This window comes from Leifsonia sp. NCR5 (assembly GCF_002105485.1).
In the GTDB taxonomy this organism is placed as follows: Bacteria; Actinomycetota; Actinomycetes; order Actinomycetales; family Microbacteriaceae; genus Leifsonia.
Genome location: NZ_NCSR01000028.1, coordinates 1 through 24,323, shown reverse-complemented (window position 1 = coordinate 24,323; position 24,323 = coordinate 1). Strand labels below are relative to the sequence as shown.

The 24,323-nt window shown below is 71.7% G+C and carries 23 protein-coding genes; 15 read left to right on the top strand and 8 right to left on the bottom strand.

Annotated features, from left to right (window positions below; all coding sequences use genetic code 11):
• Positions 1 to 5: 5 nt before the first annotated feature.
• The 4 genes from B7438_RS17855 to galT are packed head-to-tail and all read right to left on the bottom strand — an operon-like array spanning position 6 to position 3,685.
• A complete protein-coding gene (locus B7438_RS17855; RefSeq protein WP_085371035.1) occupies positions 6 to 512 on the bottom strand; it encodes a gamma carbonic anhydrase family protein in 507 nt (168 codons plus the stop codon).
• Between the two features lie 38 nt (positions 513 to 550).
• A complete protein-coding gene (locus B7438_RS17850; RefSeq protein WP_085371034.1) occupies positions 551 to 1,351 on the bottom strand; it encodes an MBL fold metallo-hydrolase in 801 nt (266 codons plus the stop codon).
• A 4-nt stretch (positions 1,352 to 1,355) separates the two neighbouring features.
• Positions 1,356 to 2,516, bottom strand: coding sequence for a galactokinase (gene galK / locus B7438_RS17845; protein ID WP_085371033.1), 1,161 nt, complete (start codon positions 2,514 to 2,516; stop codon positions 1,356 to 1,358).
• A complete protein-coding gene (gene galT, locus B7438_RS17840) occupies positions 2,513 to 3,685 on the bottom strand; it encodes a galactose-1-phosphate uridylyltransferase (RefSeq protein ID WP_085371032.1) in 1,173 nt (390 codons plus the stop codon). Before galT ends, galK begins: the two co-directional genes overlap by 4 nt.
• A gap of 84 nt (positions 3,686 to 3,769) precedes the next feature.
• Between galT and B7438_RS17835 the strand changes: the two genes are divergently transcribed.
• From B7438_RS17835 to B7438_RS17810, 6 genes are read left to right on the top strand one after another with little or no spacing between them, the layout of a single operon-like run.
• Complete coding sequence (locus B7438_RS17835; protein WP_085371031.1) at positions 3,770 to 4,555, top strand: DeoR/GlpR family DNA-binding transcription regulator; 786 nt, start codon at positions 3,770 to 3,772, stop codon at positions 4,553 to 4,555.
• 15 nt (positions 4,556 to 4,570) lie between these two features.
• Entirely contained in the window at positions 4,571 to 5,485 is a 915-nt protein-coding gene (locus B7438_RS17830; RefSeq protein ID WP_085371030.1) for an aldose 1-epimerase family protein, read from the top strand.
• 48 nt (positions 5,486 to 5,533) lie between these two features.
• Positions 5,534 to 8,530: an FtsX-like permease family protein gene (locus B7438_RS17825; protein WP_085371029.1), complete on the top strand. Its 2,997-nt coding sequence runs from the start codon at positions 5,534 to 5,536 to the stop codon at positions 8,528 to 8,530.
• Positions 8,527 to 11,307, top strand: coding sequence for an FtsX-like permease family protein (locus tag B7438_RS17820; protein WP_085371028.1), 2,781 nt, complete (start codon positions 8,527 to 8,529; stop codon positions 11,305 to 11,307). The genes B7438_RS17825 and B7438_RS17820 overlap by 4 nt, the downstream gene beginning before the upstream one ends.
• A gap of 5 nt (positions 11,308 to 11,312) precedes the next feature.
• Positions 11,313 to 12,263, top strand: a complete 951-nt coding sequence (locus B7438_RS17815; protein ID WP_085371053.1) for an ABC transporter ATP-binding protein — start codon at positions 11,313 to 11,315, stop codon at positions 12,261 to 12,263.
• A complete protein-coding gene (locus tag B7438_RS17810; RefSeq protein WP_085371027.1) occupies positions 12,260 to 13,072 on the top strand; it encodes an ABC transporter ATP-binding protein in 813 nt (270 codons plus the stop codon). The genes B7438_RS17815 and B7438_RS17810 overlap by 4 nt, the downstream gene beginning before the upstream one ends.
• Positions 13,073 to 13,291: 219 nt before the next feature.
• Here B7438_RS17810 and B7438_RS17805 read toward each other — a convergent pair whose 3' ends face one another.
• The 4 genes from B7438_RS17805 to B7438_RS17790 form a co-directional block, all read right to left on the bottom strand.
• Entirely contained in the window at positions 13,292 to 13,486 is a 195-nt protein-coding gene (locus B7438_RS17805; RefSeq protein WP_085371026.1) for a hypothetical protein, read from the bottom strand.
• Between the two features lie 45 nt (positions 13,487 to 13,531).
• Positions 13,532 to 13,945 (bottom strand): DUF1801 domain-containing protein, encoded by a 414-nt coding sequence (locus B7438_RS17800; protein ID WP_085371025.1) that lies wholly within the window; start codon positions 13,943 to 13,945, stop codon positions 13,532 to 13,534.
• A gap of 24 nt (positions 13,946 to 13,969) precedes the next feature.
• Positions 13,970 to 15,064: a calcium:proton antiporter gene (locus tag B7438_RS17795; RefSeq protein WP_085371024.1), complete on the bottom strand. Its 1,095-nt coding sequence runs from the start codon at positions 15,062 to 15,064 to the stop codon at positions 13,970 to 13,972.
• Between the two features lie 109 nt (positions 15,065 to 15,173).
• Entirely contained in the window at positions 15,174 to 15,836 is a 663-nt protein-coding gene (locus B7438_RS17790; protein WP_085371023.1) for a fasciclin domain-containing protein, read from the bottom strand.
• 142 nt (positions 15,837 to 15,978) lie between these two features.
• Between B7438_RS17790 and B7438_RS17785 the strand changes: the two genes are divergently transcribed.
• The 9 genes from B7438_RS17785 (at position 15,979) to B7438_RS17750 (ending at position 24,270) form a co-directional block, all read left to right on the top strand.
• Positions 15,979 to 17,778, top strand: a complete 1,800-nt coding sequence (locus B7438_RS17785; RefSeq protein WP_085371022.1) for a cytochrome c biogenesis protein DipZ — start codon at positions 15,979 to 15,981, stop codon at positions 17,776 to 17,778.
• A 15-nt stretch (positions 17,779 to 17,793) separates the two neighbouring features.
• Positions 17,794 to 18,396 carry a DUF4232 domain-containing protein gene (locus tag B7438_RS17780; protein WP_085371021.1) on the top strand — a complete coding sequence of 201 codons (603 nt, stop codon included), beginning with the start codon at positions 17,794 to 17,796 and terminating at the stop codon, positions 18,394 to 18,396.
• Positions 18,397 to 18,434: 38 nt separating this feature from the next.
• Positions 18,435 to 18,605: a DUF3263 domain-containing protein gene (locus B7438_RS20400; RefSeq protein WP_143466040.1), complete on the top strand. Its 171-nt coding sequence runs from the start codon at positions 18,435 to 18,437 to the stop codon at positions 18,603 to 18,605.
• Positions 18,606 to 18,700: 95 nt separating this feature from the next.
• Positions 18,701 to 19,279 (top strand): Dps family protein, encoded by a 579-nt coding sequence (locus tag B7438_RS17775; RefSeq protein WP_085371052.1) that lies wholly within the window; start codon positions 18,701 to 18,703, stop codon positions 19,277 to 19,279.
• The gene (locus B7438_RS17770) at positions 19,276 to 20,301 is read left to right on the top strand and encodes an acyl-CoA dehydrogenase (RefSeq protein WP_085371020.1); all 1,026 of its coding nucleotides are present in this window, start codon (positions 19,276 to 19,278) and stop codon (positions 20,299 to 20,301) included. Before B7438_RS17775 ends, B7438_RS17770 begins: the two co-directional genes overlap by 4 nt.
• Positions 20,295 to 21,623: a bifunctional PIG-L family deacetylase/class I SAM-dependent methyltransferase gene (locus B7438_RS17765; RefSeq protein ID WP_085371019.1), complete on the top strand. Its 1,329-nt coding sequence runs from the start codon at positions 20,295 to 20,297 to the stop codon at positions 21,621 to 21,623. Before B7438_RS17770 ends, B7438_RS17765 begins: the two co-directional genes overlap by 7 nt.
• Positions 21,620 to 22,339, top strand: coding sequence for a glycosyltransferase family 2 protein (locus B7438_RS17760; RefSeq protein ID WP_256922113.1), 720 nt, complete (start codon positions 21,620 to 21,622; stop codon positions 22,337 to 22,339). The genes B7438_RS17765 and B7438_RS17760 overlap by 4 nt, the downstream gene beginning before the upstream one ends.
• A 17-nt stretch (positions 22,340 to 22,356) precedes the next feature.
• Complete coding sequence (locus B7438_RS17755) at positions 22,357 to 23,625, top strand: chloride channel protein (RefSeq protein WP_256922112.1); 1,269 nt, start codon at positions 22,357 to 22,359, stop codon at positions 23,623 to 23,625.
• A gap of 51 nt (positions 23,626 to 23,676) precedes the next feature.
• Positions 23,677 to 24,270: an RNA polymerase sigma factor gene (locus B7438_RS17750; RefSeq protein ID WP_085371018.1), complete on the top strand. Its 594-nt coding sequence runs from the start codon at positions 23,677 to 23,679 to the stop codon at positions 24,268 to 24,270.
• Positions 24,271 to 24,323 lie beyond the last annotated feature (53 nt).

Below are 24,323 nucleotides of genomic sequence, written 5' to 3'. Positions count from 1 at the left end.
GCTGTCTAGCGGTGGGCGGCGACGAGGCCGAGGTAAACCTCGGCGTTGCGGAGGAGGCCGGCGCGCTCGTCGTCGGTGAGGGGGCGGCGGACCTTCCCGGGAAGGCCGGCGACGAGGGAGCCGGGCGGGATGACGGCTCCCTCCAGGACCAGCGTGCCGGCGGCCAGGAGGGAGCCGGCGCCGACGACGGCTCCGTTGAGCACAGTGGCGTGCATCCCGACCAGCACGCCGTCCTCGATGGTGCAGCCGTGCAGCACGGCATTGTGGCCGACGGACACGTCGGAGCCGACGGTGAGTGGGAACCCGGCGTCGACGTGGCAGGAGACGTTGTCCTGAAGGTTGCTGCGCTCGCCGATCCGGATGTCCTCCGCCTCGGCCCGCAGCACGGCGTTGTACCAGACGCTGGAGTCCGCGGCGAGGTGCACCCGCCCGGCGAGCACGGCGCCGTGGGCGACGAAAGCGGTGTCGTGGACCTCGGGGGCCGAGCCGTCGGCGAGGGTGATTCGAGTCATGCCGTCAGCATAACCAGCCGGGTCAGCCGTCGGCGGGGTCAGCGCTGGTCGTCGACCAGGATGAAGCGGTCGCGCACCACCCGCTTCTTCGGCGCGCCGTGCTTCCCGGTCACGTCGAGGGCTGCCCGCACCTCGTCCAGGATGCTCGGCGGAAGCGCGAGCGGCGCCTCGTCCGGCTGGTCGACGGTGCCGGGCGGGTAGTCGACGCCCGGGGTGGTGGACATCTCCACGTGTGCGCCGAGCACCGTCTTGATGCGCGGCTTCGCCGCATCCCGGAACCGGATGAGCCTGTCGATCGTCTGCACGAATTGGGCGCGGTCGCGCACGTACAGGTTGCCTGGGCAGACCGTGTCCCCCGTGAACAGGATGCGCGTCGCCCTGTCGTAATAGACCACCGCGGACGGCTCGTGGCCGGGTGCGCCGATCACGTCGATGACGCGGCCGCCGAGGTCGAACGGGACGATGGCATCCGGCCAGGACGGGAAGCCGAAGAAGGCGATCACCTCGGCGGGGGTGGTGCCGACCACCGTCGTCCCCGGCCGTGCGGCGAGCAGGGCGTCGCCCGCGATGTGGTCGCCGTGCGCGTGGGTGTGCGCCACCACCAGTTCGTACGGCCGGGCGAACCGGGCGGGATGCTTGCGCAGCCAGGTCTCGATCGCGCCGTCGACGGCTCCGCGCAGCGCGAAGACGCGCTCGTCGCCGGTCGCTCCGGTGTCGAAGAGGATCGCCCGGTCGCGGCCGAAGAGGAGGAACAGGAACGGCGCCTCCCAGTGGGAGGCCTTCGGCTGGCGGAGCTGGACGGTGTCGGGGTCGAGCCAGGTGACGTCGGCAGCGGTCATACCGTCAATTCTCGCGCTTCGCGCCCTCCGATGCGCTGACGGTGAACAGATCGGGCTGCCCGAATCCGTGCTCGGCGAATGCACCGTCGAGGGCGACGAGCACGCGGCTCATCGCGTCGGACGGGACGAGCGCGATGGCGGAGCCGCCGAAGCCGCCGCCGGTCATGCGCGCGCCGATGGCGCCGTTGGCCTGCGCGGTCTCCACGGCGAGGTCGAGCTCTGGCACCGAGATCTCGAAGTCGTCGCGCATGGACCGGTGCGAGGCGTCGAGGAGTTCGCCGATGGCGGCAGGGCCGTGCTCGCGCAGCGTGCGCACGGTGTCGAGGACGCGCTGGTCCTCCGTCACGACGTGGCGGACACGGCGGAAGGTCACGTCGTCGAGGAGTTCGCGGGCGCGGTCGAGGTCGGCCACGCTCACGTCGCGCAGCGATTCGACGCCGAGCGCTGCGGCCCCGGCCTCACAGGATGCGCGGCGGTCGGCATACCCGCCAGTGGCGTGCGAGTGCTCGACGCCCGTGTCGATGATCAGCATCTCCAGACCGGCGGCCTCGAGACCGAGCGGCACGACCTGCGCGTCCAGCGTGCGGCAGTCGAGGAAGACGACGGAGTCGCGTTCGCCGAGCAGGGAGGCGGACTGGTCCATGATCCCGGTCGGCGCACCGACGGCGACGTTCTCCGCCCGCTGGCCGACCTTCGCCAGCGTCTGCCTGTCCAGGCCGAGCTGCCAGACCTCGTTGAGGGCCACAGCGACCGCACTCTCGATGGCCGCTGACGACGAGAGTCCGGCGCCGACGGGAACGTTCGAGTCGATGAGCACGTCGAAGCCGGGGACGGCATCCAGGTCGGCGCCGAACTCGCCGAGCGCCCAGGCGACGCCGAGCGGGTACGCCGACCAGCCGGAGAGCACCTCCGGACCGAGGTCGGCGAGGTCGATCTCGACCAGTTCGTCGGCGAACGAGCTGCCCACCCGCACGGTGCGGTCGTCGCGGAGCCCGAGGGCGGCGACGGTGCGGCGGTTGATCGCCAGCGGAAGCACGAAGCCCTCGTTGTAGTCTGTGTGCTCGCCGATCAGGTTGACGCGGCCGGGGGCGGACCAGACGCCGTCGGCATCCCTGCCGAAGATCTCGGCGAAGCTGTCGCGGGTGTCCTGGCGGAGGTCGGTCATCGGTCGGCCTTTCTGGGGGTGAGTCCGGTGATTCCCGCGGGCAGCTCGCCGGCGGGATCGTCCCTGTCGGCGCGGGCGACGGCATCCCGGAGTCGTTCGGCTGCCTGCTCCGGCGGGATGTCGCCGATCCAGGCGCCCATCGCCGACTCGGATCCCGCGAGGAACTTCAGCTTATCCGCGGCTCTCCTCGGCGAGGTGATCTGCAGCATCAGCCGGATCTCGTCGCGTCGCACGCCGACCGGCGCCTGGTGCCACGCCGCGATGTACGGCGTCGGGCTGTCGTAGAGCGCATCCACGCCCCGCAGCACGCGGAGGTAGAGGGTGGCGAGCTCGTCGCGCTCGTCCGCGGACGTCTCGGTGAAGTCGGCGACGTGGCGGTGCGGCAGCACGTGGATCTCGATGGGCCAGCGGGCGGCGAACGGCACGAACGCCGTCCAGTGCTTCCCGGACAGGATGACGCGCTCGGAGGCGCGCTCGCGTTCCAGGATGTCGGCGAACAGGGTGGGCCCGTATGCGTCCAGTGACCGGATGAGCGCCGTGGTGCGCGGCGTGATGTACGGGTACGAGTAGATCTGCCCGTGCGGGTGGTGCAGGGTGACGCCGATCGCCTCCCCGCGGTTCTCGAACGGGAACACCTGGCGCACGCCGGGCAGGGCGGACAGCGCGGCGGTGCGGTCGGCCCACGCCTCGATGACCGTGCGGGCGCGCGACGGGGTGAGGCTGCCGAAGGATCCGGTGGAGGACGGGCTGAAGCAGACGACCTCGCAGCGACCGACGGAGGTGCGGGTGCGGCCGAGGCCGATCGCGGACAGGTCGTCGAGGCCCTCCGGCGCGTTCTCGTCTTCGAGCAGCGGGCCGAACGACGGCGACTTGTTCTCGAAGACGGCGACGTCGTAGTTGCTCGGCACCTCGGAGAGGTTGGTGGGGGTGGCGGGGGCGAGCGGGTCGAGCTCGGCCGGGGGGAGGAAGACGCGGTTCTGGCGCGCGGCCGCGATCGAGATCCACTCGCCGGTGAGCGGGTCCTGACGCATGGTCGCGGTGGCCGGTCTGGGGGTCGGCTCGCGTAGGTCGGGGCCGCGTTCGGGGGAGAGCGTCGTGTCCGCGTCGTCGTAGTAGATGAGGTCGCGGCCGTCGGCGAGACGGTGGACCTGTTTGGTGATTTCTGGCACGAAGCGTCCCTTTCGGTTTCGAAAGCAAATCTAGTCAGTTGCTTTCGTATTGACAAGTAAACGCAACCACCGGACGATAGCAGCATGGCCGAACCGCTGCCCGCCGCCCTCCGCCGCGAACGGATGCTCGAACTCATCGGGCGGACAGGCTTCGTCCGCGTCGGCGACCTCAGCGAAGCGTTCCAGGTCTCCGACGTCACCGTGCGCAGCGACCTCGACCAGCTCGACGAGCAGCAGAGCATCCGCCGCGTGCACGGGGGCGCCGTCCTCCGCACCCCCGGGATGCGCGAGGCCAGCTTCGAGGAGGCCCTCGAGACCTCGGCGGACGAGAAGCGCCGCATCGCCGCAGCAGCCGCGGCGATGGTGGTCTCCGGCAGCAGCGTCCTCCTCGACGTCGGGACGACCACGGCGGCCATCGCCGCAGCCCTCGCCGCGCGCGACGACCTCGACGACGTGACGGTCATCACCAACGGTCTCACCATCGCGCTCTCGCTGGAGTCCGCCATCCCGCGCTTTCAGGTGGTCGTCACCGGAGGGACGCTGCGGCCGTTGCAGCACTCCCTGGTCGAACCGCTCGCCTCCACCCTCCTCGACCGGATGCACGCCGACCTGGCCTTCATCGGCTGCACGGGCGTGCATCCCCAGGGCGGCATCACCAACGTCAACCTGCCGGAGGCCGACCTGAAACGCGTGATGGTCGGAGCGGCGGGCCGGGCGGTCGTCGTCGCGGACGGCTCGAAGCTCGGCCGCACCCACCTCGGCCGCATCGCAGACCTCGGGGAGGTGAGCGAGCTGATCACCGGCGAGAGCGCACCGGAGGCGGAGGTCGCAGCCCTGCGGGTGGCGGGGCTCGCGGTGGTGGTGGCGTGACAATACGCTGACCGTATGCACCCGCCGACAGGAACCCAGTACGACATCGTCTCCGGCGACCTCGCCGCCACCGTCACGCAGGTGGCGGCGGGGCTCCGGTCGCTGCGCTTCGGCGGCGCCGACCTGACGGAGCCGTTCCCGGTGGAGGCGACGCCGCCGTCCGGATGCGGGATCGTGCTGGTGCCGTGGCCCAACCGGGTGAAAGATGCGGCCTGGGAGTTCGACGGCACGACGCAGCGGCTCGCCGTGACGGAGCCGGCGCGCGGGAACGCCATCCACGGGCTGCTGCGCTACCGGCCGTACGACCTGGTCGAGCGCACGGCGTCGTCGGTCACCCAGTCGGCCACGATCTTCCCGGAGCTGGGCTACCCGTTCCAGCTCGCCACGACCGTGCGGCACGAGGTCGGGCCGGGCGGCCTCACTGTCACGCACACCATCGAAAACCTCGGGAGCGGGCGCGCCCCCGTGGCGATCGGCGCGCATCCGTATCTTCGGATCGGCGACGTGCCGACCGCAGACCTCACGCTGACCGTCGGCGCGCGCACCCACCTCGATGTGGACGACCGGCTCAACCTGGTGGGGGAGTCGCCCGTGGCCGGCACGCCGTTCGACCTGAGCGATGGGCGCCTGGTCGGGGAGCTCGACCTCGACGACGGCTTCGCCGACCTGCCGGTGATCGACGGCGAGGTCGCCCACACGGTCTCCGCGCCGGACGGACGCAGGGTCGTGCTCTGGGCGGACCCGTCGTTCGGCTACCTGCAGCTCTACACGTCGCGCACGCTGGCGACCAAGCCGACGGGCGACGTCGCTCTCGCCGTCGAACCGATGACGGCCCCGGCGAACGCCCTGAACACCGGCCGCGGGCTGCGCTGGCTGGAACCGGGCGAGAGCTGGTCGGCCGTGTGGGGCATCCGACACGACGGCTTCTGACGGCGGCTGACGCTGATCTTTTGCGTTCGCGCGCGATAGTTTTGTGCAATGCGTGCATCCGGGGGGAGTGAGGGACGCATCCGTGCGTTCTGGGTGCAGCGTTCGCGCGCGCAGGCCGGGGTGCTGGCCGCCACCGCCCTCACCGTGCTGGTGGTCACCCTGCTGGCGAGCACGATGGTCGGTCTGGCCGTGCGGTCGCCGACGGTCGCGGTGCGGCAGAGCATCGAGGCCGGTCCGGCCGTGTCGGTGGCGCAGGCGGAGCAGGGGACGCTGAGTTCCGACGCCGACGAGCAGGATGCGACCGTGCGGTCCATCGTCGCCACGCACTTCTCCGGGGCATCGGTCACGGTCGACCGTTCGGCGTACGTGGCCGCGGTGCCGCTCACCGGCGACAGGTCGATGCTCGCGCTCGCCGCAGACGACGCCCTCCTCGCACGAGCCAGGCTCACCGCCGGCGCCTGGCCCACCGGGCCGAAGCAGATCGCCGTCGACGCCGAGCTGGCGAAGACCATCGGCGTCCACGCCGGGTCGACGCTCAGCACCACGGGCGACACCGGCACGCGCACCTTCACCGTCTCCGGCGTCTGGCGCCCCATCTCTCCGTCCGCGCCCGCGTGGCTCGGCCTCACCCCAGGGTCGGGCGGCACGGACGGCCGGGCCATCCTCACCCCCGAGGCCCTCCGCACCCTCTCCGATTCCGAATCCGTGCAGTGGGTGGTGGCACCGGATGCGCGCGCCACGACCGCGGCGCAGCTCCAGCGCCTGCAGTCCGGTTTCCGCACGGTCACGGATGCCCTCACCGAGAGCTCGACGGCGTCCTCCTCTCCGTTCTCCACGCAGGGCGACGCGCTCGCCACCGTGACGGCGATGCGGCAGTCGGTGGGCGCGCTCGCCGCGGTCGTCCCCGTTCCGCTGTCCGTGCTGGCGGTGTGCTCCGTCGTCGCGCTCATCCTGCTCGCCCAGTTGCTCGCCCGGTCGCGGCTGGCGGAGACGCGCGTGCTGCGGGCGAGGGGCGCGACCGTCGGCGAGCTCGTCGGTGCGGGCTCTGTCGAGGCCGTGCTGGTGGGACTCCTGGGCGCCGTGCTCGGCTTCGGGGCGGCGCAGGCGGTGCTGCTCGGGATGGTCGGAGGCGCGGTCGGCGGCGTCGGCGGGGTGCTCGAACTGGTCGCGCCCCCGCTGCTGGTGCTGGCGGCGGCCGTCGCCTGCTCGGCCGTGGTGACCGCGGGGTCCGCGCGCGCGGCGAGCGGGACGCCGGGAGCCGTGGAGGCAGGACGGGCGAGGACGACAGCATCCATCGGGGTCGGCGTGCTCGCGTTCGCCGCCGCCGGACTCACGCTGTGGCGGTTCGTGGCGTTCGGCTCCCCGGTGTCTGCGGACGGCAGAGTGGACCCGATCGGCGTCATCGCTCCCGCCGCCGTGCTGTGCGCGATCGCGGTGCTCGGCCTGGTGCTGTTCGGCCCGTCGGCCGCGGCCGTCGAGGGCGTCGCGGCGCGTGGCCGCGGGCTCTCCGGCGTGCTGCCCGCCCGGCAGGTGGGGCGGGGGCTCGCGCTGTTCGCCGCCCCGGTCGCGCTCATCGTGCTGACGGTCGGCGCTGCCACGTTCTCCGCGGGATACGTCGGCACCTGGTCCGGTTTCCTGCGCGACTCGTCCCGGCTCGTCACCGGCGCCGACGTGCGCGTCGACTCCGGGCTCGCCGGTGTCGTCCGCGGTCCGGAAGACCTGCCGCACGTGGATGCGCTGGCGGGCGTCCCGTCCGTGACGGCCGCGTCGCCGGGGCTGGTCACCGACGCGGGACTCGGTCAGGGCACCGTCACGCTGGTCGCGCTCGATGCCGGACGGCTGCCGCAGCTGACCAGGGTCGGCGGGTACATGCTCGACACGGGCGACGTGAGCAGGAAGCTGACCGACGCGGCCCGCCTTGCAGGGCCGGAGCTCCCGGCGGGGGCGAAGACGCTCACCGCGCAGACCGCATCCACCGCCGCCGTCACGTTCTGGGTGGTGGATGCGCGGGGAGCGCTCGCGCCGCTCGTCGCCGCGCCCGGCGCATCCGGCCGGTTCAGCGCCACCGTGCCGGACGGTGGACGGTGGACGCTCGCCGCGGTGGACGCGCGACCGGCCGCGGCCCAGGGCGCAGCCGGTTCCACGGGCGCGGCGACCGCAACACCGCGCATCCGCTCGGTCGCTGCCGGCTCGGACACCATCGACATCGCCTCCTGGAAGCGCGCAGACGGTGTGCGCGGCGCGGACGGCCTGGTGCGCGTCATGCCGCCGACGACAGGGAAGCTGCCGGTCGCGGTCACGGCCAGCGCCGCCCAGCAGGATTCGCTCGCGGTCGGCGACACGATCGACCTCGACGCGGCCTGGGTGTCTGCGCGAGGCACGATCGCCGCCGTCGTCGCCGCCGTTCCCGGCACGAGCGATCCAGTGGCGGTGCTGGTCGACCAGCGCGCGCTCAGCGACGCCGCCCTCCGCGCCCAGCCTGCTCCACCACGACTCGGCACGGTCTGGCTGGCCACGGACTCCCCGGGCGCCGTTGCCGCCGCCGCCCAGCGCCTGGCGGGTCCGGATGCCGTCGTGGCCGACGCCTCCGGCGACTTCGTCTCCCGCTTCATGTCGAGCGCCATCGTGAGCCTCTGGCTCGGGACGGCCGGATGCGCGCTGCTGGCCATCGTGGCCATCGGCGCCACCATCGCCGCGCTGCTCCGCGGGCGCCGCGCAGAGGTCGCCGTGCTGCGCGCGGTCGGGATGAGCTCACGGCAGCAGGCCCGCAGCCGCCGGATCGAGCTGGCCGGGATCGTGGCGGCCGCAGCCGTGTTCGGGCTGGCGGGCGGCGTCGCGGTGTTCCTGCTCGCCGGGAACGCGCTCGCCAGGCTCTCCGTCGTCACCGCCCCGCCCACCCTGTCGGTGCGCGGAGCCGTCGACCTTCCCGCGCTTCTCGGCGCGCTCGTGCTGCTCGGCGCCGCGGTCGCGGTGGTGCTGTGGGCATACGGCCGAGCGGTGCGCAGGCAGGTACTGGACACGACGTACCGGGAGGAGACGCGATGACTTCCTCCCTCGGCAGCGTGGGCCTGGCGGTGCGTGCCGCCTCCGCCTTCCGGGGCGGGCTGATCATGCTCGGCGTCGTCGTGCTCGTCGCGACCACGGCGCTGACCGCCTGGCCGCGCTTCGCCGACACCCTCCTCACCAGCGACCTGCAGTACGGGCTCGACCAGGCGCAGCCGGTCAACCGCGACCTGGTGACCGTCGTCAAGTCGGGCATGGGCCAGCCGGGCGGCATCATCGTCGACGATCCGGGAGCGGCCTGGAAGGCCATGCCGGGAGCACTCGACGCCGTGCGCAGGGGCATGACGGCCCCGCTGCGCCAGGTGACCGAGAAGGGCCAGTACTCGGCGGCGTCCGAGGAGTTGCCGACCAGCCCGCCGGCCGGAGCCTCCTCCGACGGCCACTACTTCACGACCGTCGCGGCCTACCAGCAGCTGCGCGGCGTCGCGACCCTGGATGCCGGCGCCTGGCCGGACAGGGCGACGGTCGCCACCCTGTCCACCGCGCCCATGCAACCGGTGCCGGACCCGGCCGCCCAGCAGACGGGGATCGTCGTCACGGAGACGGGCCCTCCTGTCAACGCGCAGGTGGTGATGACCACCGCAGCGGCGAAGCTCGTCGGCTGGACCATCGGCCAGTCCCGCATCCTCGGCGAATCCCGGCTGACCCTGGTCGGCACCGTCACCCCGCGCGACCCCGCAGCCGACTTCTGGAATCTCGACACCGTCCGGGCGTCCGGCAGCTTCGCCGACCTGGGCGATGCCGGCAAGAAGTACAGCGGCGTCGTCTGGGTGGCCGCAGACTCCTGGCCGACCGTCGCGCGTTCCCTTCCCGGCACGGTCACAGAGGGCTGGTTCCCCGTCGAGCCATCGGCCTTCAGCGTCGACAGGCTGGATGCGGTCAGCGGTGCCCTCGGCCGGTTCCTCGCCACCACGCCCACCGCAACCATCGGCGGCGTGCCCACGGCGCTCCGGTTCAGCACCCAGCTCGACCGCTCGCTCGCCGAGTACACGGTGAGGGCGCAACCGGCGGCGACCCTGTTCGCCATCCTCGCCGCCGGACCTCTCGGCGTCGCGCTGGCCGTGCTCGTCCTCGGTGTGCGGCTCGTGCTCGGGAGGCGCAGGGACGCGCTCGCGCTGATGGCCGCCCGGGGCGCATCCCCGTCCCGGCTGCGCTGGGGGCTGGCGGCGGAGGGGGCCGCCGTGTCGATCCCCGCCGCTGCGCTCGGGCTCGTGGCCGCGCTGCTGCTGACGCCGCGCGGCGGGCCGGCAGGACTCTCGGTGGCTCTGGCCGTGTGCTGCGCGGTCGCGCCCCCGCTCATCCTGGCGGTGGCGGCCGGGGCGCTCGGCCCGCGCGACGACCTCCGCGGCGAGCGATCGGCACGGCGGCGCTGGGGCTGGGTGCTCGAAGTGCTCGCGGTCGGGCTGGCTGTGGCAGGCGTCGTCACGCTGTTCCAGCGCGGCACGGCTGCTCCGTCGCAGGATGCCGGGCTCGGCATCGACCCGCTCCTCGCGGTCACGCCCATCCTGATCGCTCTGGCCGCCTGCGTGCTCGTGCTGCGGCTCTACCCGCTTCCGCTCGGCTGGCTGGCCGCTCTGCTGCGCAGGCGCAGGGGAGCCGTCGCGGCGATCGGCTCGACGACCGCTGTCCGGTCGCGCGCCGGCGGCCTGTGGCCGGTGTTCGCGCTGGTGGCCGGCGTGAGCATCACCGTGTTCTCCGCCGCCGTGCTGAGCACGGAGCGCGCCGGGATCGAGGGCGGGGCGCACGCGGCGGTCGGTGCGGACCTCAGCGTGTCCACTCCTGTGGCCTTCACCGACGACCAGCTCGACCGCCTGCGCTCGGTGCCCGGCGTCGCCCACTCCGCCATCGTCTACTCGGCGGGCGGCCTCGACGTGCGGGCGGGCACGCAGGGCGGCGACCTGAGCGGCTACCTCGTCGACCCGAAAGAGCTGGCGGCCGTCGAGGGCAACGTGCCGGAGAGCGCGCGCGTCTCCACGGCGCTGCGGGCGAGCGTCCCCGGGCGCACGGCGGCGGTGATCGGCGGCTGGAGCCCGAAGATCCCGGTGACGAGCGCCATCCTGTACACGGACACGACGGTGCACCTGGGCGTCACGGCGTTCTCGTTCACACCGGGCGTCTACATCCGGGATGCGGAGTGGACGATCATCGACAAGACCGGCCTGCCGTCCGCGATCACGCTGACGCAGCGGCCGTCGACGGTGCTCGTCGCGCTCCGCCCCGGTGCGGACGCCTCGGCGGTCCACACCGCGCTCGCCTCCGTCGCCGGCCCAGGGGCGATCATCGGGGATGCAGTGGAGCAGCAGTCCGTGCTGCGGAAGGCGCCGCTCGTCTCCGGGCTCGAGACGGTCGCACTGGTCTCGATCGCGCTCTCCGCCCTGATGTGCATCGGCGCGCTGCTGCTGACGCTGGTGATGAACACCGCATCCAGGACCAGGCTGGTCGCCACGCTGCGCACCATCGGCTTCACCGGCAGGCAGACGGCCGGCCTGCTCGGCTGGGAGCTCGGACCGGTGCTCGCGGTCGGGCTGATCGCGGGCATCCTGGTCGGCCTTGCGCTGCCGGCAGTGGTGCTGACCCCGATCGACCTCACCGGCTTCACCGGAGGGCCGGTGCGGCCGGCCGTGGTGATCGATCCCGTGCTCATCGCCGGAGCGGCGGTCGGCTTCGCCGTCGTCACCGCGGCGGCAACACTCATCGCACTCGCGGGTGCGCGACGCCGGTCACCGGCCACCGTGCTCCGGGCAGGAGGGGAAGAATGACCGACATGACCACCACGCGCCAGGATGCGGAGCTGCGGGATGCAAAGCTGCAGGATGCGGTGCACCAGGACGCCAGCATCGTCTGCTCCGACCTCGTGCGCATCTTCAGTGCGGACGGTGTGGAGGTGCAGGCGCTGCAGGGTCTCAACCTGCGCGTCGGCAGCGGCGACCTGGTCGCCATCGTCGGCGCATCCGGGTCGGGGAAGTCGACGCTGCTCGGCATCCTCTCCGGGCTCGACAAGCCGACGGCGGGCAGCGCGTCCGTGGCGGGCCGCGACCTGCTCGGCCTGACCTCCGCCCAGCGCGTCGACTACCGCAGGCGCACGGTCGGCTTCGTCTGGCAGCAGACCTCCCGCAACCTGCTGCCGTATCTGACCGCCCGCGAGAACATCGCGCTCACCATGTCGCTGGCGAAGACGCCCGGCCGCAGGGAGCGGTCGCAGGAACTCCTCGACCTGCTCGAAGTGTCGCACTGCGCGGACAGGCGCCCCACTGAGATGTCCGGAGGCGAACAGCAGCGGGTGGCCATCGCGGTCGGCCTCGCCAACGACCCGCGCGTCCTCCTCGCCGACGAGCCGACGGGCGAGCTGGACGAGGCGACCTCCGCCGAAGTGCTCGAAGCGATGCGCGGCGTCAACAGGGAGCTGGGGGTGACGACGCTCATCGTCACCCACGACCCCGCCGTCTCCGAGCACGTCGCCCGCACGGTGCAAATCCGGGATGGCCGCACCTCCACCGAGGTACTGCGCCGCACCGGCATCAGCGAGAGCGGCGACGAGCACACCGTGGCAGAGGAGTTCGCCGTGCTCGACCGCGTCGGACGTCTCCAGCTGCCGCCGGAGTACCTCACCACCCTCGGGATGCGCGACCGCGTCCGCCTCGCGCTCGAGACCGACCACGTCGGCGTCTGGCCGCACGACACGGAGACGGCCGAAACCACCGGAGGAGACTCATGACGCTCGCCGACGAACAGGCCACCAGCCCCACCAGCGCGTCCACCACCGCGCCCACCACCCCGCAACCCATCCTGCGCGCCGAGGGCGTCGGCCGCGTGTTCGAGACGGAGGCGGGCACGGTGACCGCGCTCGCCGAGGTGTCGCTCGATGTGCATCCCGGTGAGCTGCTGGTGGTGAGGGGCCGCTCCGGCTCCGGCAAGACCACGCTGCTCAACGTGCTCGGGGGCCTCGACACCCCCACCTCCGGGCAGGTCTGGATCGGCGACACCGAGCTGACCACCGCGTCGGAGGCCGAGCTGGTGCAGCTGCGAAGGGAGAGCATCGGCTTCGTCTTCCAGGCGTTCGGCCTCGTGCCCGTGCTCTCGGCCGCCGAGAACGTGGAGGTCCCGCTCCGGCTGCTCGGCACAGCGCCCGCCGACCGGGATGCGCGCGTCGCCGAACTGCTCGACCTGGTCGGACTCTCCGGTCATGCCAAACAGCGCCCCACCGAACTGTCGGGAGGCCAGCAGCAGCGCGTCGGCATCGCCCGCGCGCTCGCAGCACGCCCGCGCATCCTGTTCGCGGACGAGCCGACCGGCCAGCTCGACAGCGTCACCGGCGCAGCGATGATGGACCTGCTCGTCGACCTCGTGCACAGCAGCGGCGTGGCCGCCGTCGTCACCACGCACGACCCGCTGCTGATGGCCCGCGCCGACCGCGTCCTGGAACTCCACGACGGCCGCACGCTCCCGCCGCAGCGCCGCCGCGGCCGCCACGCAGCCCCCGAACCGGACGCCGCTGCGCGTCCGGATGCCGCCCCCGGCACCTGACCACTACCGATCCGAATCTCCGTTCGAGCGGAGTCGAGCGCGGCTCGCCGCCGAATCTCCGTCCGAGCGGAGTCTGCCGCGGCGTGTCGCCAGGAACTCCGCTGGAGCGGTCGCCGCCACGGCGGCTCGCTCACGGAGGACTTTCGGTCCGCCACGCCGAGCGCGACTCCGCTCGGGCGGAGTTTCCAGCCGGATGGGCCCCCGATCTCCGCCGCGGCGTCACACGTCCGGGCCGCCGCCCGGCTCGTCGTCCTCCTCGTCGGTGTCGGCGAACGCCGCCAGCCCGTCGAGCGACGGCGCATCGTCCGTCCCGGCCGCCGCATCCGGATGCGCGGTGCCCTCGTCGAGGAAGCCTTCGCCGTCCGGGTATCCGGCCTCGTCGGGGTACTCGATCGGTTCTCGTTCAGCGGTCATCGCATCCACCTCGTCTCGCGTCGTGGCCGCGCGGGGAGCGCCGCCCTACGACCCAGCTTGCCCCCGTGCCACGATGCTGCGCCAGCCTCCCGCGCGATTGTCCGCGACGATCGCACGCAGGAACGCCAGCAGCGGCTCCCGCCGGATGGGCTGCCCCTCGGTGAATCCGATGGTGCGCGCCGTCGTGTTGCCGTTTCCTGCGGTGATGAGTCCGTGCGGGTCCGGCACGATGCCCCCGTCGTAGACGAACAGGTTCACGTGGTCTTTCGCCGCGAGGAACGCGCAGACGGTGCCGTCGAGCACGAAGTACGGCCGCACCGTGCGTTTGATCGTCTCCTCGATGGCGGGGTCCGCCTCGTGGATAATGTCGCGCAGCTGGGCGAAGATGTCACGCTGCCAGGCGGGCAGCCCGTCGAGGTACGCGTCGACGCGCGGGTCTTTCCGATACACCGGGGCCATGCCTCAGGCTAGCCCCGGCACCGGTCACGGCGCGATGGACAGGAAGATGAACGCCGCGAACAGCACCAGGTGGATGCCGCCCTGCAGCCGCACAGCACGCCCGGGCATGATCGTCAGGATGCTCACCCCGACCGTCAGGGCGAGCAGCACGATCTGGCTGGCGCCGAGCCCGAGATGCAGCGGTCCGGTGAGCCAGATGGATGCGACGGCGATCGACGGGATCGTCAGCCCGATGCTGGCGATGGCCGAGCCGAGCGCCAGGTTCATGCTGGTCTGCATCCGGTTGCGTGTCGCGGCCTTCGCGGCGGCGATGCCCTCGGGGAGCAGCACGAGCAGGGCGATGACGACGCCGACGAACGACTGCGGGAGGCCGACGGCTTCGACGCCGCGCTCGATCGACGGCGATTCCAGCTTGGCGAGACCCACCACCGCGACCAGCGCGAGGAACAGCAGCCCGAGGCTGATCATCGCGGTCCGGGTGGACGGTCGCTCGGCGTGGGTGTCCTCGTCGAGCGGTTTGCCTTTGGCGGTCACCGGGAGGAAGTAGTCGCGGTGCGCGACCGTCTGGGTGAAGACGAACATCGCGTACACGACCACGGACGCGATCGCAGCGAAGACGAGCTGGCTGGGCGAGAACTGCGGGCCCGGCGTCTCGGTGAAGGTGGGGAGCACCATCGTCAGCGTCGCGAGCGTGACCACCGTGGCGAGCGCGGCTCCGCTGCCCTGGGCGTTGAATTTGCTGCTGGTGTTCCTGGTGGAGCTGAGCAGCAGCGACAGGCCGACGATGCCGTTCATGGTGATCATCACCGCCGAGAACACCGTGTCCCTGGCCAACGTGGATGCGTCCTTGCCGCTCGACATCAGCGTCACGATCAGCCCGACCTCGATCACCGTGACGGCGACGGCGAGCACCAGGGAACCGAACGGCTCACCGACCTTGTGCGCCACGACCTCGGCGTGCTGCACGGCCGCGAGCACCGTCGCGGCGAGCACGAGGGCGACCAGCGTGACCAGCACGGGGCCGAGCTCGGCGTTCCAGCAGAGGACGAGCAGGATCACCCCGAGGATCGGTACGACGACCGGCCAGAACCGGATGATCCACGTGGTGAAGCCTTTCATGCCTCCCATCATGGCAGCCGACCCCCGCCCAGCCCGCCGCGACGACGAAAAGAGCGGCCCGCCGGATGAACCGGTGGGCCGCTCTCGATGCTGCCGGCGACGGAGGGGATCAGTTGGCCGGCGGCATCAGCACGGTGTCGATGAGGTACACCGTGGCGTTGGCGGTGTGGACTCCACCGCAGATGACCTTGGCCCCGTTGACCATGATGTCGTCGCCGCTACCGGTGACGGTGACGTCGCCGCCCTCGACGGTCTTGTGGGTGCCGTCGATCTTGTCAGGGGCGATCTGGCCGGGCACGACGTGGTAGGTCAGGATCTTCTTGAGCGTGTCGGCTCCTGCCGGCGTCTTCAGGGTGTCGATGGTGGCGGCGTCGATCTTCTTGAACGCGTCGTCGACCGGTGCGAACACCGTGAACTCGCTACCGTTGAGGGTGTCGACCAGGTTCACGTCCGGGTTGAGCTTGCCGGAGACCGAGGCGACCAAGGTGGTGAGCAGCGGGTTGTTGCTTGCCGCGACCGCCACCGGGTCCTGCGCCATGCCGGTGACCGAGCCTGCGCCGGACGGGACGGCCTTGGCGTATGCCGCGCATCCGCTGCCGACGAGGTCGGCTGCCGGGTCCATCGCCGTCGCGCTGGGCGACTCCGAGGTCATCGACGACGACGAGCTGGACGAGCCGGAGCCCGAGCTTCCGGAGGAACACGCCGAGAGACCGAGGGCGGCCACTGCGGCGAGTCCGAGGGCGGCGATCATGTGACGCTTCTGAACTCGCATGGGAACTACTCCTTCTATGTGGGCTGTGGTGAGCCGCAGCAGCGGCTTCGAAGGGGGTTCGGGGCATCCACGGAATCGGATTGCGGATTCTTCGGATCTCTTCCGGATCAATCCGTGGGGCCTTCCGTTCCGAACGCCAGGCATGTACCTCACCCTCGCTCTCATCGGCTTCCTCGGCGGCCTCATCACCGGCATCTCGCCGTGCATCCTGCCGGTCCTGCCGGTGATCTTCTTCTCCGGCGGCGCGCAGAGTGCGCGCCAGAAGACGGAGGAGACCCAGACCGCGCAGACCGGATCTTCGTCCGGCACGGCGCAGGCCGTGCTCACCGAGGAGAAGGTGAAGGTGAAGGAGAAGGTGCAGACCGTCTCCCGCTGGCGGCCGTACCAGGTCATCCTTGGCCTCGTCGTCAGCTTCAGTGTCTTCACGCTGGCAGGGTCGCTCATCCTGGCCCTGCTGCACCTGCCCCAGGATGTGCTGCGGTACGCGGGCATCGTCGTGCTGGTGCTGATCGGCGTCGGCCTGATCGTGCCGAAGTTCGAGGAGTACCTCGAGAAGCCGTTCTCCTGGATCCCGCAGCGCAACGTGGGCACCGAGCGTGGCGGCTTCGTCCTCGGCATCGCCCTCGGCGCCGTCTACGTGCCGTGCGCCGGCCCCGTGCTCGCCGCCATCACGGTGGCAGGATCGACGGGCCGGATCGGGCCGGAGACCATCGTCCTCACCCTCACGTTCGCCATCGGCGCCGCCATCCCGCTGCTCATCTTCGCGCTCGCCGGCCGCAGGGTCGCCGAGCGGGTGAAGTCGTTCAGGAAGCACCAGAAGGGCATCCGGCTCACCGGTGGCGTCCTGATGCTGGCGCTCGCCGTCGGACTGCTGTTCAACCTTCCCCAGGCGCTGCAGCGGCTCATCCCCGACTACACCAGCGCCCTGCAGGACCAGTTCTCGAACTCCGACCAGGTGTCGCAGGCGCTCAACCTCGGCGGCATCGTCAACGATCAGAACAAGAACCTCTCCAAGTGCACGAACAACTCCGACCAGCTGCAGAGCTGCGGCATCGCGCCGGACATCACGGGCATCCAGCAGTGGTTCAACACCCCGGGCGACAAGCCGATCGCGCTCTCGCAGCTGAAGGGCAAGGTCGTGCTCGTCGACTTCTGGGCGTACTCCTGCATCAACTGCCAGCGCAGCGTGCCTCACGTGGTGGCGTGGGACAAGGCGTACCGGGATGCGGGACTCGACGTCATCGGCATCCACTCGCCCGAGTACGCGTTCGAGAAGGTGCCCGCCAACGTCGAGTCCGGCGCGCAGAGCTTCGGCATCACGTATCCGGTGGCCATCGACAACAACCTGAGCACCTGGACCAACTACCGCAACCGCTACTGGCCGGCCCATTACCTGATCGACGCCAAGGGCGTCGTGCGCAACGTGCAGTTCGGCGAGGGCAACTACGCCTCCACCGAGAAGCTCATCCGCCAGCTGCTCCAGGATGCGAAGCCCGGCGAGACCCTGCCGGCCGCCACCGAGCTGAAGGACACCACGCCGGTCGCGGGAAGCACGACGCCGGAGACCTACCTCGGCACCACCAAGGTCGTGAACTTCGGCGGAGACGAGAAGTACTCGTCCGGCACCCCGTCGTTCTCGTTCCCGGCGAAGCAGCGCTCCAACTCGTTCGCCCTCGACGGCGCGTGGTCGCTGAACACCCAGTTCGTCGAGCCGACGGGTCAGGATGCGCGCATCCGGCTGAACTACAAGGCCTCCGAGGTGCGCATGGTCCTCTCCGGCAGCGGAACGGTCAGTTACACGGCGGACGGCGTCACCAAGACCATCGACGTCAGCGGCACCCCGGACTCGTACCGGCTGCTGAAATCGGCGACGGCGAAATCCGGAAATGTGATCGTGACCATCCCGAAAGGTGTTTCGGCATACTCGTTCACCTTCGGATGATGATCAGATAGGGGCATGACTTCTTCCAGGATCGTCACAGCCTCCCTGATCGTCGCCGGCGTCGCGCTCGCGCTGACCGCATGCTCGGCCTCCACGCCGAGCGGGTCGCCGAGTTCGACGCCGGCGTCGTCGTCCACCACGTCGTCCTCGTCGCCGCGGCCGAGCGCATCCAGCACCACGGTCCCGGTGGACGGCCAGTGCGACACGGCGAAGCTGACCGGCTCGATCGGACAGGGCGGCGGGGGAGCGGCGGGCAGCGTCGAGGTGACGCTGGTGCTGACGAACACCGGCACGACGGCGTGCGCGCTGCAGGGCTGGCCGGGGGTCTCCTTCGTCGGGGACGGCAACGGCACCCAGCTCGGCAAGGCGGCGGACTTCGACAGGTCAACGCCGCACCCGACGGTCACCCTGGCTCCCGGCGGCACGGCGACGGCGCCGCTGAAGATCGCGCAGGCGCTCAACTACTCGACCTCCGACTGCCAGCCGAAGCCGGCCGACGGCTTCCGCGTCTACCCGCCCGGGTCGAAGGAGTCGCTGTTCATCAAGGACGCCGACGTCACCGCGTGCACGTCCGACACGATCTCGCTGCTGACGGTCGGCGCGCTCGTTCAGGGCTGAGCATCCCGGATGTCGGTGGTCCCCTGCACACTGGGGACATGCCGACGCCGCGCGAGAGACTCCTGCTCCTGTTCGAAGCCGAGCATCCGGAGACGGCGGATCGCTCGGCGAAAGACGAGGCGATCCGCCGTACCTTCGGCATCGACCCCGCGCAGTACCGCGCGCTCGTGGCCGAGCTGCTGCGCGACGCCCATCGGGATGCCGCCTGAGCAGAACATCCACGTTCCGTCAAGGCGGTTCACGGATGTCGTCGATGCGCCTACCGTTCGTGTTCCAGCCAATCGACACGAGAGATGGGATGCTCATGGCCAAGACCACGACCACGACCAGCGCGAAGACCACCACCAGGACCGCAGGATCGCGGGCGCCGGGCAGCGCCTCCGCCGGTGCACACACCACTCGGCGGGAGCACGCGGAGAAGGGGTTCGTTGCGTCGCCCGAGCTCGTCGCCGACCTTCAGCGCGTGCACGTCGACCTGATCGAGCTGCACCTGCAGGGCAAGCAGGCGCACTGGAACGTCGTCGGCAAGAACTTCCGCGACCTGCACCTGCAGCTCGACGAGATCATCGAGGCGGCTCGCGAGTTCAGCGACGAGGTCGCCGAACGCCTGCGCGCTCTGCACGCCACCCCGGACGGCCGCAGCGCCATCGTCGCCAAGACGACCAGCCTGCCCGAGTTCCCGAACGGGGAGGTCGACACGGCGGAGACCGTCGACCTGATCACCGAGCGGCTCGAAGCCACCGTCGCGACGATGCGCGAGGTGCACGACGAGGTGGACGAGGCCGACCCGACCTCCGCCGACCTGCTGCACGCGATCATCGCGGCACTGGAGCAGTACGCGTGGATGGTGAGCGCGGAGAACCGCACCCCCGCCACGCGGTGAGGCCCGCGCAACAGAGCTACCTCGAGGCGGCCGCATCCTGCTCGGGCAGGGTGGGGCCGTTGCTCGCTGCGCTGGAGGGCGGTGGGGGAGCCGGTGGTGAACTCGCGCCGTTCCCCGGCGAGGGCAGGACGGCCGAGCGGTTCGCGTTCCTGCAGCGCGTCGCCGCGGAGGACGTGACCGCCGCCCGCGTGCTCGAACCACACCTGGATGCTCTCGCGATCCTGCACGAGGCCGGTGTGGAGCCCCCACGGCCGGGCTCGACGTTCGGGGTGTTCGCGGCGGAGGCGCCCGGGTCCGTGCTGCGTGCGGCTCCTGCCGCGGGAGCTGCCGGTGACGCCGACGCCTGGGTGCTTTACGGTGTGAAGCCCTGGTGCTCGCTGGGCGCCCGGCTGACGGATGCGCTGGTGACAGCCACCACGGAGGGCGGCGACCGGCGCATGTTCCTGGTCTCGCTCCGTCAGCCGGGCGTGACGGCGGAGGACACCGCGTGGGTCGCCCGCGGCCTCGCCGAGGTGCAGAGCGGTCGGCTGCGCTTCGACGGCGCCACCGCCCGCCCGGTCGGCGACGCCGGCTGGTATCTCGACCGCCCAGGATTCCGCTGGGGTGCTATCGGCGTCGCCGCCGCCTGGTGGGGCGGCTGCCTGCCGTTCGCGGACGCGCTGATCGCGAAGGCGAAGCGTGCCGGCGCGAACCAGCTGGCCGCATCCCGTGCCGGCCGGGTGTACCGGATGCTCGACGCCGCCCGGGCGCACCTCGCGTCCGCAGCGGCCGTCATCGACGGACCGGGACCCGGCGGCGACGATGCGGCCGCCATCGCCCACGCGGTGCGGGGCACGGTCGCCGATGCCGTCGTCGAGACCCTCGCCGCCGTGCGGGACGTGCTCGGGCCGGCCGCGCTCGCCTTCGACGAGTCGCTGGCCCGCCGCTACGCCGACCTCGACCTGTACGTGTCCCAGTACCATCGCGGACCGGACGACGTCTCCCTGGCCACGCACCTGCCGGACGGCGGCCCCCGATGGTAGCGTTCGACGCCCTCCGCACCGTGACGCCCGCCGCCGAGTGGGAGGCGCGCCCGGAGTGGTCGGAGGTCGAGACGATGGATGCGCAGGCCCTGGATGCGCTGGACGAGCTGGTGGTGTTCTCCGCGCATCCCGACGACGAGACCATCGCCGTCGGCGGCCTGCTGACGCTCGCCGCAGAGAGGGGGATCCCGGTGCGGGTGATCGTCGCGACCGGAAACGACGAGCACACAGCCGAGGAGCCCAGGGCCGCCGAGCTCCGCGCCGCCCTCGACCGACTGGGAGTGGATGCACGCCCGCAGTTCCTCGGCCTGCCGGACGGCGCGCTCAAACACCACGCAGACCGGCTGCGTGTGGAGGTCGAGCGCGCGATCGGCGCGCCCAGCGCATCCACTGCCGAATCCACGGGCGCGCCCGCCGCATCCACCGGCCGTCGCTGGCTGCTCGCGCCGTGGCCGGGCGACCGCCACGGCGACCACCGCACGCTCGGCAGGGAGCTGCGCGAAGCCGGGGCGCAGACCGGAGACGCCGTCTACTTCTACCCGGTCTGGCTCTGGCAGTGGGGAGAACCGGCCGACATGCCGTGGGATCGCGTCGTCGGCCTTCCGCTCGACGACCGCAGCCGCGCGCGCAAGTCGGCCGCGCTCGACGCCTTCGCCTCCCAGCACCACACGCCCGAGAACGAGGACGGCGTGCTCACGGCCGAATTCCTCGCCCGCGCCACGGAGGGCCGCGAGATCCTGATCCGGCCCGAGCGCCACCGCTCCGACGACCTGGCCGCGCATTTCGAGGCGCTGCACCGCGAGAGCGACGACCCGTGGTCGGTGCACTCCCGCTGGTACGAGCGGAGGAAGAGGGCGGTGACCGTCGCGAGCCTGCCGCGGGAGCGGTACGGCAGCATCCTGGAACTCGGTGCCTCGGTCGGCGCCCTGACCGGCGAGCTGGCCGGCCGCGCGGACACGGTGCTCGCCGTCGACGGTTCCCCTGCGGCGGTCGAGACGGCCCGCAGCCGCCTGGCCGGACGCGAGGGCGTCGCCGTCGCACGGATGCGCGTGCCCGGCCAGTGGCCGGACGGCGCCTTCGACCTCGTGGTCGTCTCCGAGCTCGCCTACTACCTCGCCGACGACGAGTGGCGTGCACTGACCGCCAGGATCGTCGGCTCGCTGGCGCCGGGCGGCGAGGTGCTGCTCTGCCACTGGCTCGGCTCGGCCGACGACTTCGCGCAGAGCGGTGAGCAGGCGCACGCGACGTTCCGGGCAGAGTCCGGGCTCAGCGCGACCGTCGTGCACCGGGATGCGTCATTCCTTCTGGAGGTGTTCTCGTGACCGCCGCCATCGAGTGCGCCCCCATTGAGCGCGTGGTGGTCGTCGTCCCTGCCAGAGACGAGGCGGAGACGCTGGCGGCCTGCCTCGATTCGATCATCCGGTCGGGCCGCGCTCTCGAACGGCACGGGATGCGCGCCCCCGTCATCGTGCTCGTCCTCGACTCCTGCACAGACGGGTCGGCCGGGATCGCGGCGGGGTTCCCGTCGGTGATCGTGGCCGAGACGAACGCGGGAAGCGTCGGCCGCAGCCGGGCGCTCGGTGCGGCCATCGGCCTCGAAGAGGCGGGCGCCGACCCCGCGGCCGTCTGGATCACGACCACGGACGCCGACGGCTCGGTGCCCGAGGAGTGGCTGGCGCAGCACCTCGACTGCGCGCTGGCGGGCGCCGACGCGTTCGTCGGCGCCGTCGTTCCCCCGCTCGACGACTTGGACCCGCTCCGCCGTCACGCCTGGCTGTCGAAGCACCATCCCGGTGCGACGCTCGGCCACGTGCACGGCGCGAACCTCGGCGTGCGGGCAGACGTGTACCTCGCGGTCGGCGGCTTCGCCCCCGTCGCCCTCGACGAGGACGTCGCCCTGGTCGAACGCCTCCGGGCACGGGATGCGCGCATCGCGGAGACGGAACTGCATCCGGTCACCACCTCGGCCAGGCTCACCGGCAGGGTCGACGGCGGGTACGCCGGATATCTGCGCGGGCTGATCGACGAGGCGGGCTGACCCAGTAGCGTTGGAGCGTGCGCATCGCCCTGCCCAGCACCCCGAAGTGGATCATCCGCCTGGTGGTCGTGACCGCTCTGGTCGGCATTGGAGCCGGGATCGGCGGCGGGCTCGTCTACCTCGCGCTGCACGCGATCCAGCACCTCGCCTTCGGGTACTCGGAGGGGACGTTCATCGACGGCCTGCTGCAGGCGCCGCCGGTCAACCGGGTGGTGGCGCTCGCCGTGGCCGGTGTGCTCGGCGGCGTCGGCTGGTGGGCGCTCCGCCGCTGGGGGCGCCTCCAGCCGAAGCACGCGATCGTCTCGGTGGAGTCCGCGGTCGGCGGGCGCAGGATGCCGTGGTTCGTCACCATCGCGAACGCCGGGCTGCAGGTCGTGATCGTGGGTCTCGGCGCATCCATCGGCCGTGAGGTCGCCCCGCGCGAGCTGGGAGCGCTGGCTGCCGACTGGCTGAGCGACAGGGCCGGAGTGAGCGCACGCGAGCGCCGGATCCTGGTCGCCTGCGGGGCGGGTGCCGGCCTGGCCGCCGTCTACAACGTGCCGTTCGGCGGCGCGGTGTTCGCCGTGGAGATCCTGCTGGCGGAGATCAGTTTCGCGACCGTGCTGCCCGCCCTGGCGTCGTCGGCCATCGCGACGCTGGTCGCCCGCCTCGTCGTCCCCGCCAACCCGCTCTACCCGATCGAGCAGTTCCCGCTGTCCCCGTCGGTGGTGGTTTGGGCGGTGCTCGCCGGTCCGGTGATCGGCCTCGCGGCGATCGGCTTCGTGCGCCTGATGCAGTACGCGCAGGCCATCCGCCCGAAATCCTGGGGCATCCTGATCGTGATGCCGCTCGTGTTCACGGCGGTCGGCGTCGTCTCGCTCTGGTTCCCCGCGATCCTCGGGAACGGCCGCTCGCTCGGCCAGCTGGCGATGACCGCCTCCCTCCCCGTGCTGCTGATCCTGGCGATCACCCTGCTGAAGGTGTTCGCGACGGCGGGCACCATCGGCGCCGGAGCTGCGGGAGGCACGCTCACCCCGTCTCTGGCGGTCGGGGCGGGTCTCGGCCTCACCATCGGCGCCGCCTGGAATCTCGTCTGGCCCGGCGGTGCCCCCATCGCCGTGTTCGCCCTGGTCGGCGCCGCCGCCTTCCTCGCGGTGACGATGCGCGCCCCGCTGACCGCGCTGCTGCTGGTGATGGAGTTCACTGCCCAGGGACCGGACATGTTCGCCCCCGTCATGCTCTGCGTGGCCGGTGCGGTGGCGGTCGGCTATCTGTTCGAGCGGGGCCGCGTCACCGGAGTGGCGTGACGCGGTGAGAACGGGATGGAACCGTTCGGGCGCGACCGGACAGTAGAGGGTATGAGCACGGATGATTTCGACGAGGCGGCGTCCTGGTCGGCAGCGCGCGGAGGGGACAGCGCCGCGTTCGCGGCGTTGTTCGACCGGCACCGCGACCGCGTCTACGGCCACGCCCTGAGACTCCTCGGGCAGCGGCACGACGCCGAGGACGTGACAGCGGTGGTCTTCCTCGAGGCCTGGCGCAAACGGGATGCGGTGCGCGTCGTCGACGGGTCGATCATCGGCTGGCTGCTGGTGACCACCACGTACACGGTCCGCAACCACACCCGCAGCCTGCGCCGTTACCGGTCCGCGCTCGGCAAGCTCCCCGCACCGCGTCCGCAGGACGACCACGCCGACCACGTGGATGACGCGCTCGACGGCTTCGAGCGCGACAGGAAGGTACGGGACGCCTTCGCCAAGCTCAGCAGGCAGGACCAGGACGTGATCACGCTCTGCGTCCTGGAAGAACTGACCACCTCGCAGGCCGCGCAAGCGCTCGGCGTGCCCGACGGAACCGTGAAGTCACGGCTGTCCAGGGCACGAAAGCGCCTCGCAGAGCTCGCTTCCCCTCTCGCCGACGATCGACCCCTGTTCGAAGGAGGTGCCCGATGAGCGCCACAGAGTTCACCCAGGAACGCAGCGACGCCATCCGGAGGCTGCTGATC

Coding starts and splice junctions, on each gene's coding strand:
- B7438_RS17855 (WP_085371035.1), bottom strand. CDS start 512: ATGACTCGAATCACCCTCGCCGACGGCTCGGCCCCCGAGGTCCACGAC.
- B7438_RS17850 (WP_085371034.1), bottom strand. CDS start 1,351: ATGACCGCTGCCGACGTCACCTGGCTCGACCCCGACACCGTCCAGCTC.
- galK (WP_085371033.1), bottom strand. CDS start 2,516: ATGACCGACCTCCGCCAGGACACCCGCGACAGCTTCGCCGAGATCTTC.
- B7438_RS17835 (WP_085371031.1), top strand. CDS start 3,770: ATGGCCGAACCGCTGCCCGCCGCCCTCCGCCGCGAACGGATGCTCGAA.
- B7438_RS17830 (WP_085371030.1), top strand. CDS start 4,571: ATGCACCCGCCGACAGGAACCCAGTACGACATCGTCTCCGGCGACCTC.
- B7438_RS17825 (WP_085371029.1), top strand. CDS start 5,534: ATGCGTGCATCCGGGGGGAGTGAGGGACGCATCCGTGCGTTCTGGGTG.
- B7438_RS17820 (WP_085371028.1), top strand. CDS start 8,527: ATGACTTCCTCCCTCGGCAGCGTGGGCCTGGCGGTGCGTGCCGCCTCC.
- B7438_RS17815 (WP_085371053.1), top strand. CDS start 11,313: ATGACCACCACGCGCCAGGATGCGGAGCTGCGGGATGCAAAGCTGCAG.
- B7438_RS17810 (WP_085371027.1), top strand. CDS start 12,260: ATGACGCTCGCCGACGAACAGGCCACCAGCCCCACCAGCGCGTCCACC.
- B7438_RS17805 (WP_085371026.1), bottom strand. CDS start 13,486: ATGACCGCTGAACGAGAACCGATCGAGTACCCCGACGAGGCCGGATAC.
- B7438_RS17800 (WP_085371025.1), bottom strand. CDS start 13,945: ATGGCCCCGGTGTATCGGAAAGACCCGCGCGTCGACGCGTACCTCGAC.
- B7438_RS17795 (WP_085371024.1), bottom strand. CDS start 15,064: ATGAAAGGCTTCACCACGTGGATCATCCGGTTCTGGCCGGTCGTCGTA.
- B7438_RS17790 (WP_085371023.1), bottom strand. CDS start 15,836: ATGCGAGTTCAGAAGCGTCACATGATCGCCGCCCTCGGACTCGCCGCA.
- B7438_RS17785 (WP_085371022.1), top strand. CDS start 15,979: ATGTACCTCACCCTCGCTCTCATCGGCTTCCTCGGCGGCCTCATCACC.
- B7438_RS17780 (WP_085371021.1), top strand. CDS start 17,794: ATGACTTCTTCCAGGATCGTCACAGCCTCCCTGATCGTCGCCGGCGTC.
- B7438_RS20400 (WP_143466040.1), top strand. CDS start 18,435: ATGCCGACGCCGCGCGAGAGACTCCTGCTCCTGTTCGAAGCCGAGCAT.
- B7438_RS17775 (WP_085371052.1), top strand. CDS start 18,701: ATGGCCAAGACCACGACCACGACCAGCGCGAAGACCACCACCAGGACC.
- B7438_RS17765 (WP_085371019.1), top strand. CDS start 20,295: ATGGTAGCGTTCGACGCCCTCCGCACCGTGACGCCCGCCGCCGAGTGG.
- B7438_RS17750 (WP_085371018.1), top strand. CDS start 23,677: ATGAGCACGGATGATTTCGACGAGGCGGCGTCCTGGTCGGCAGCGCGC.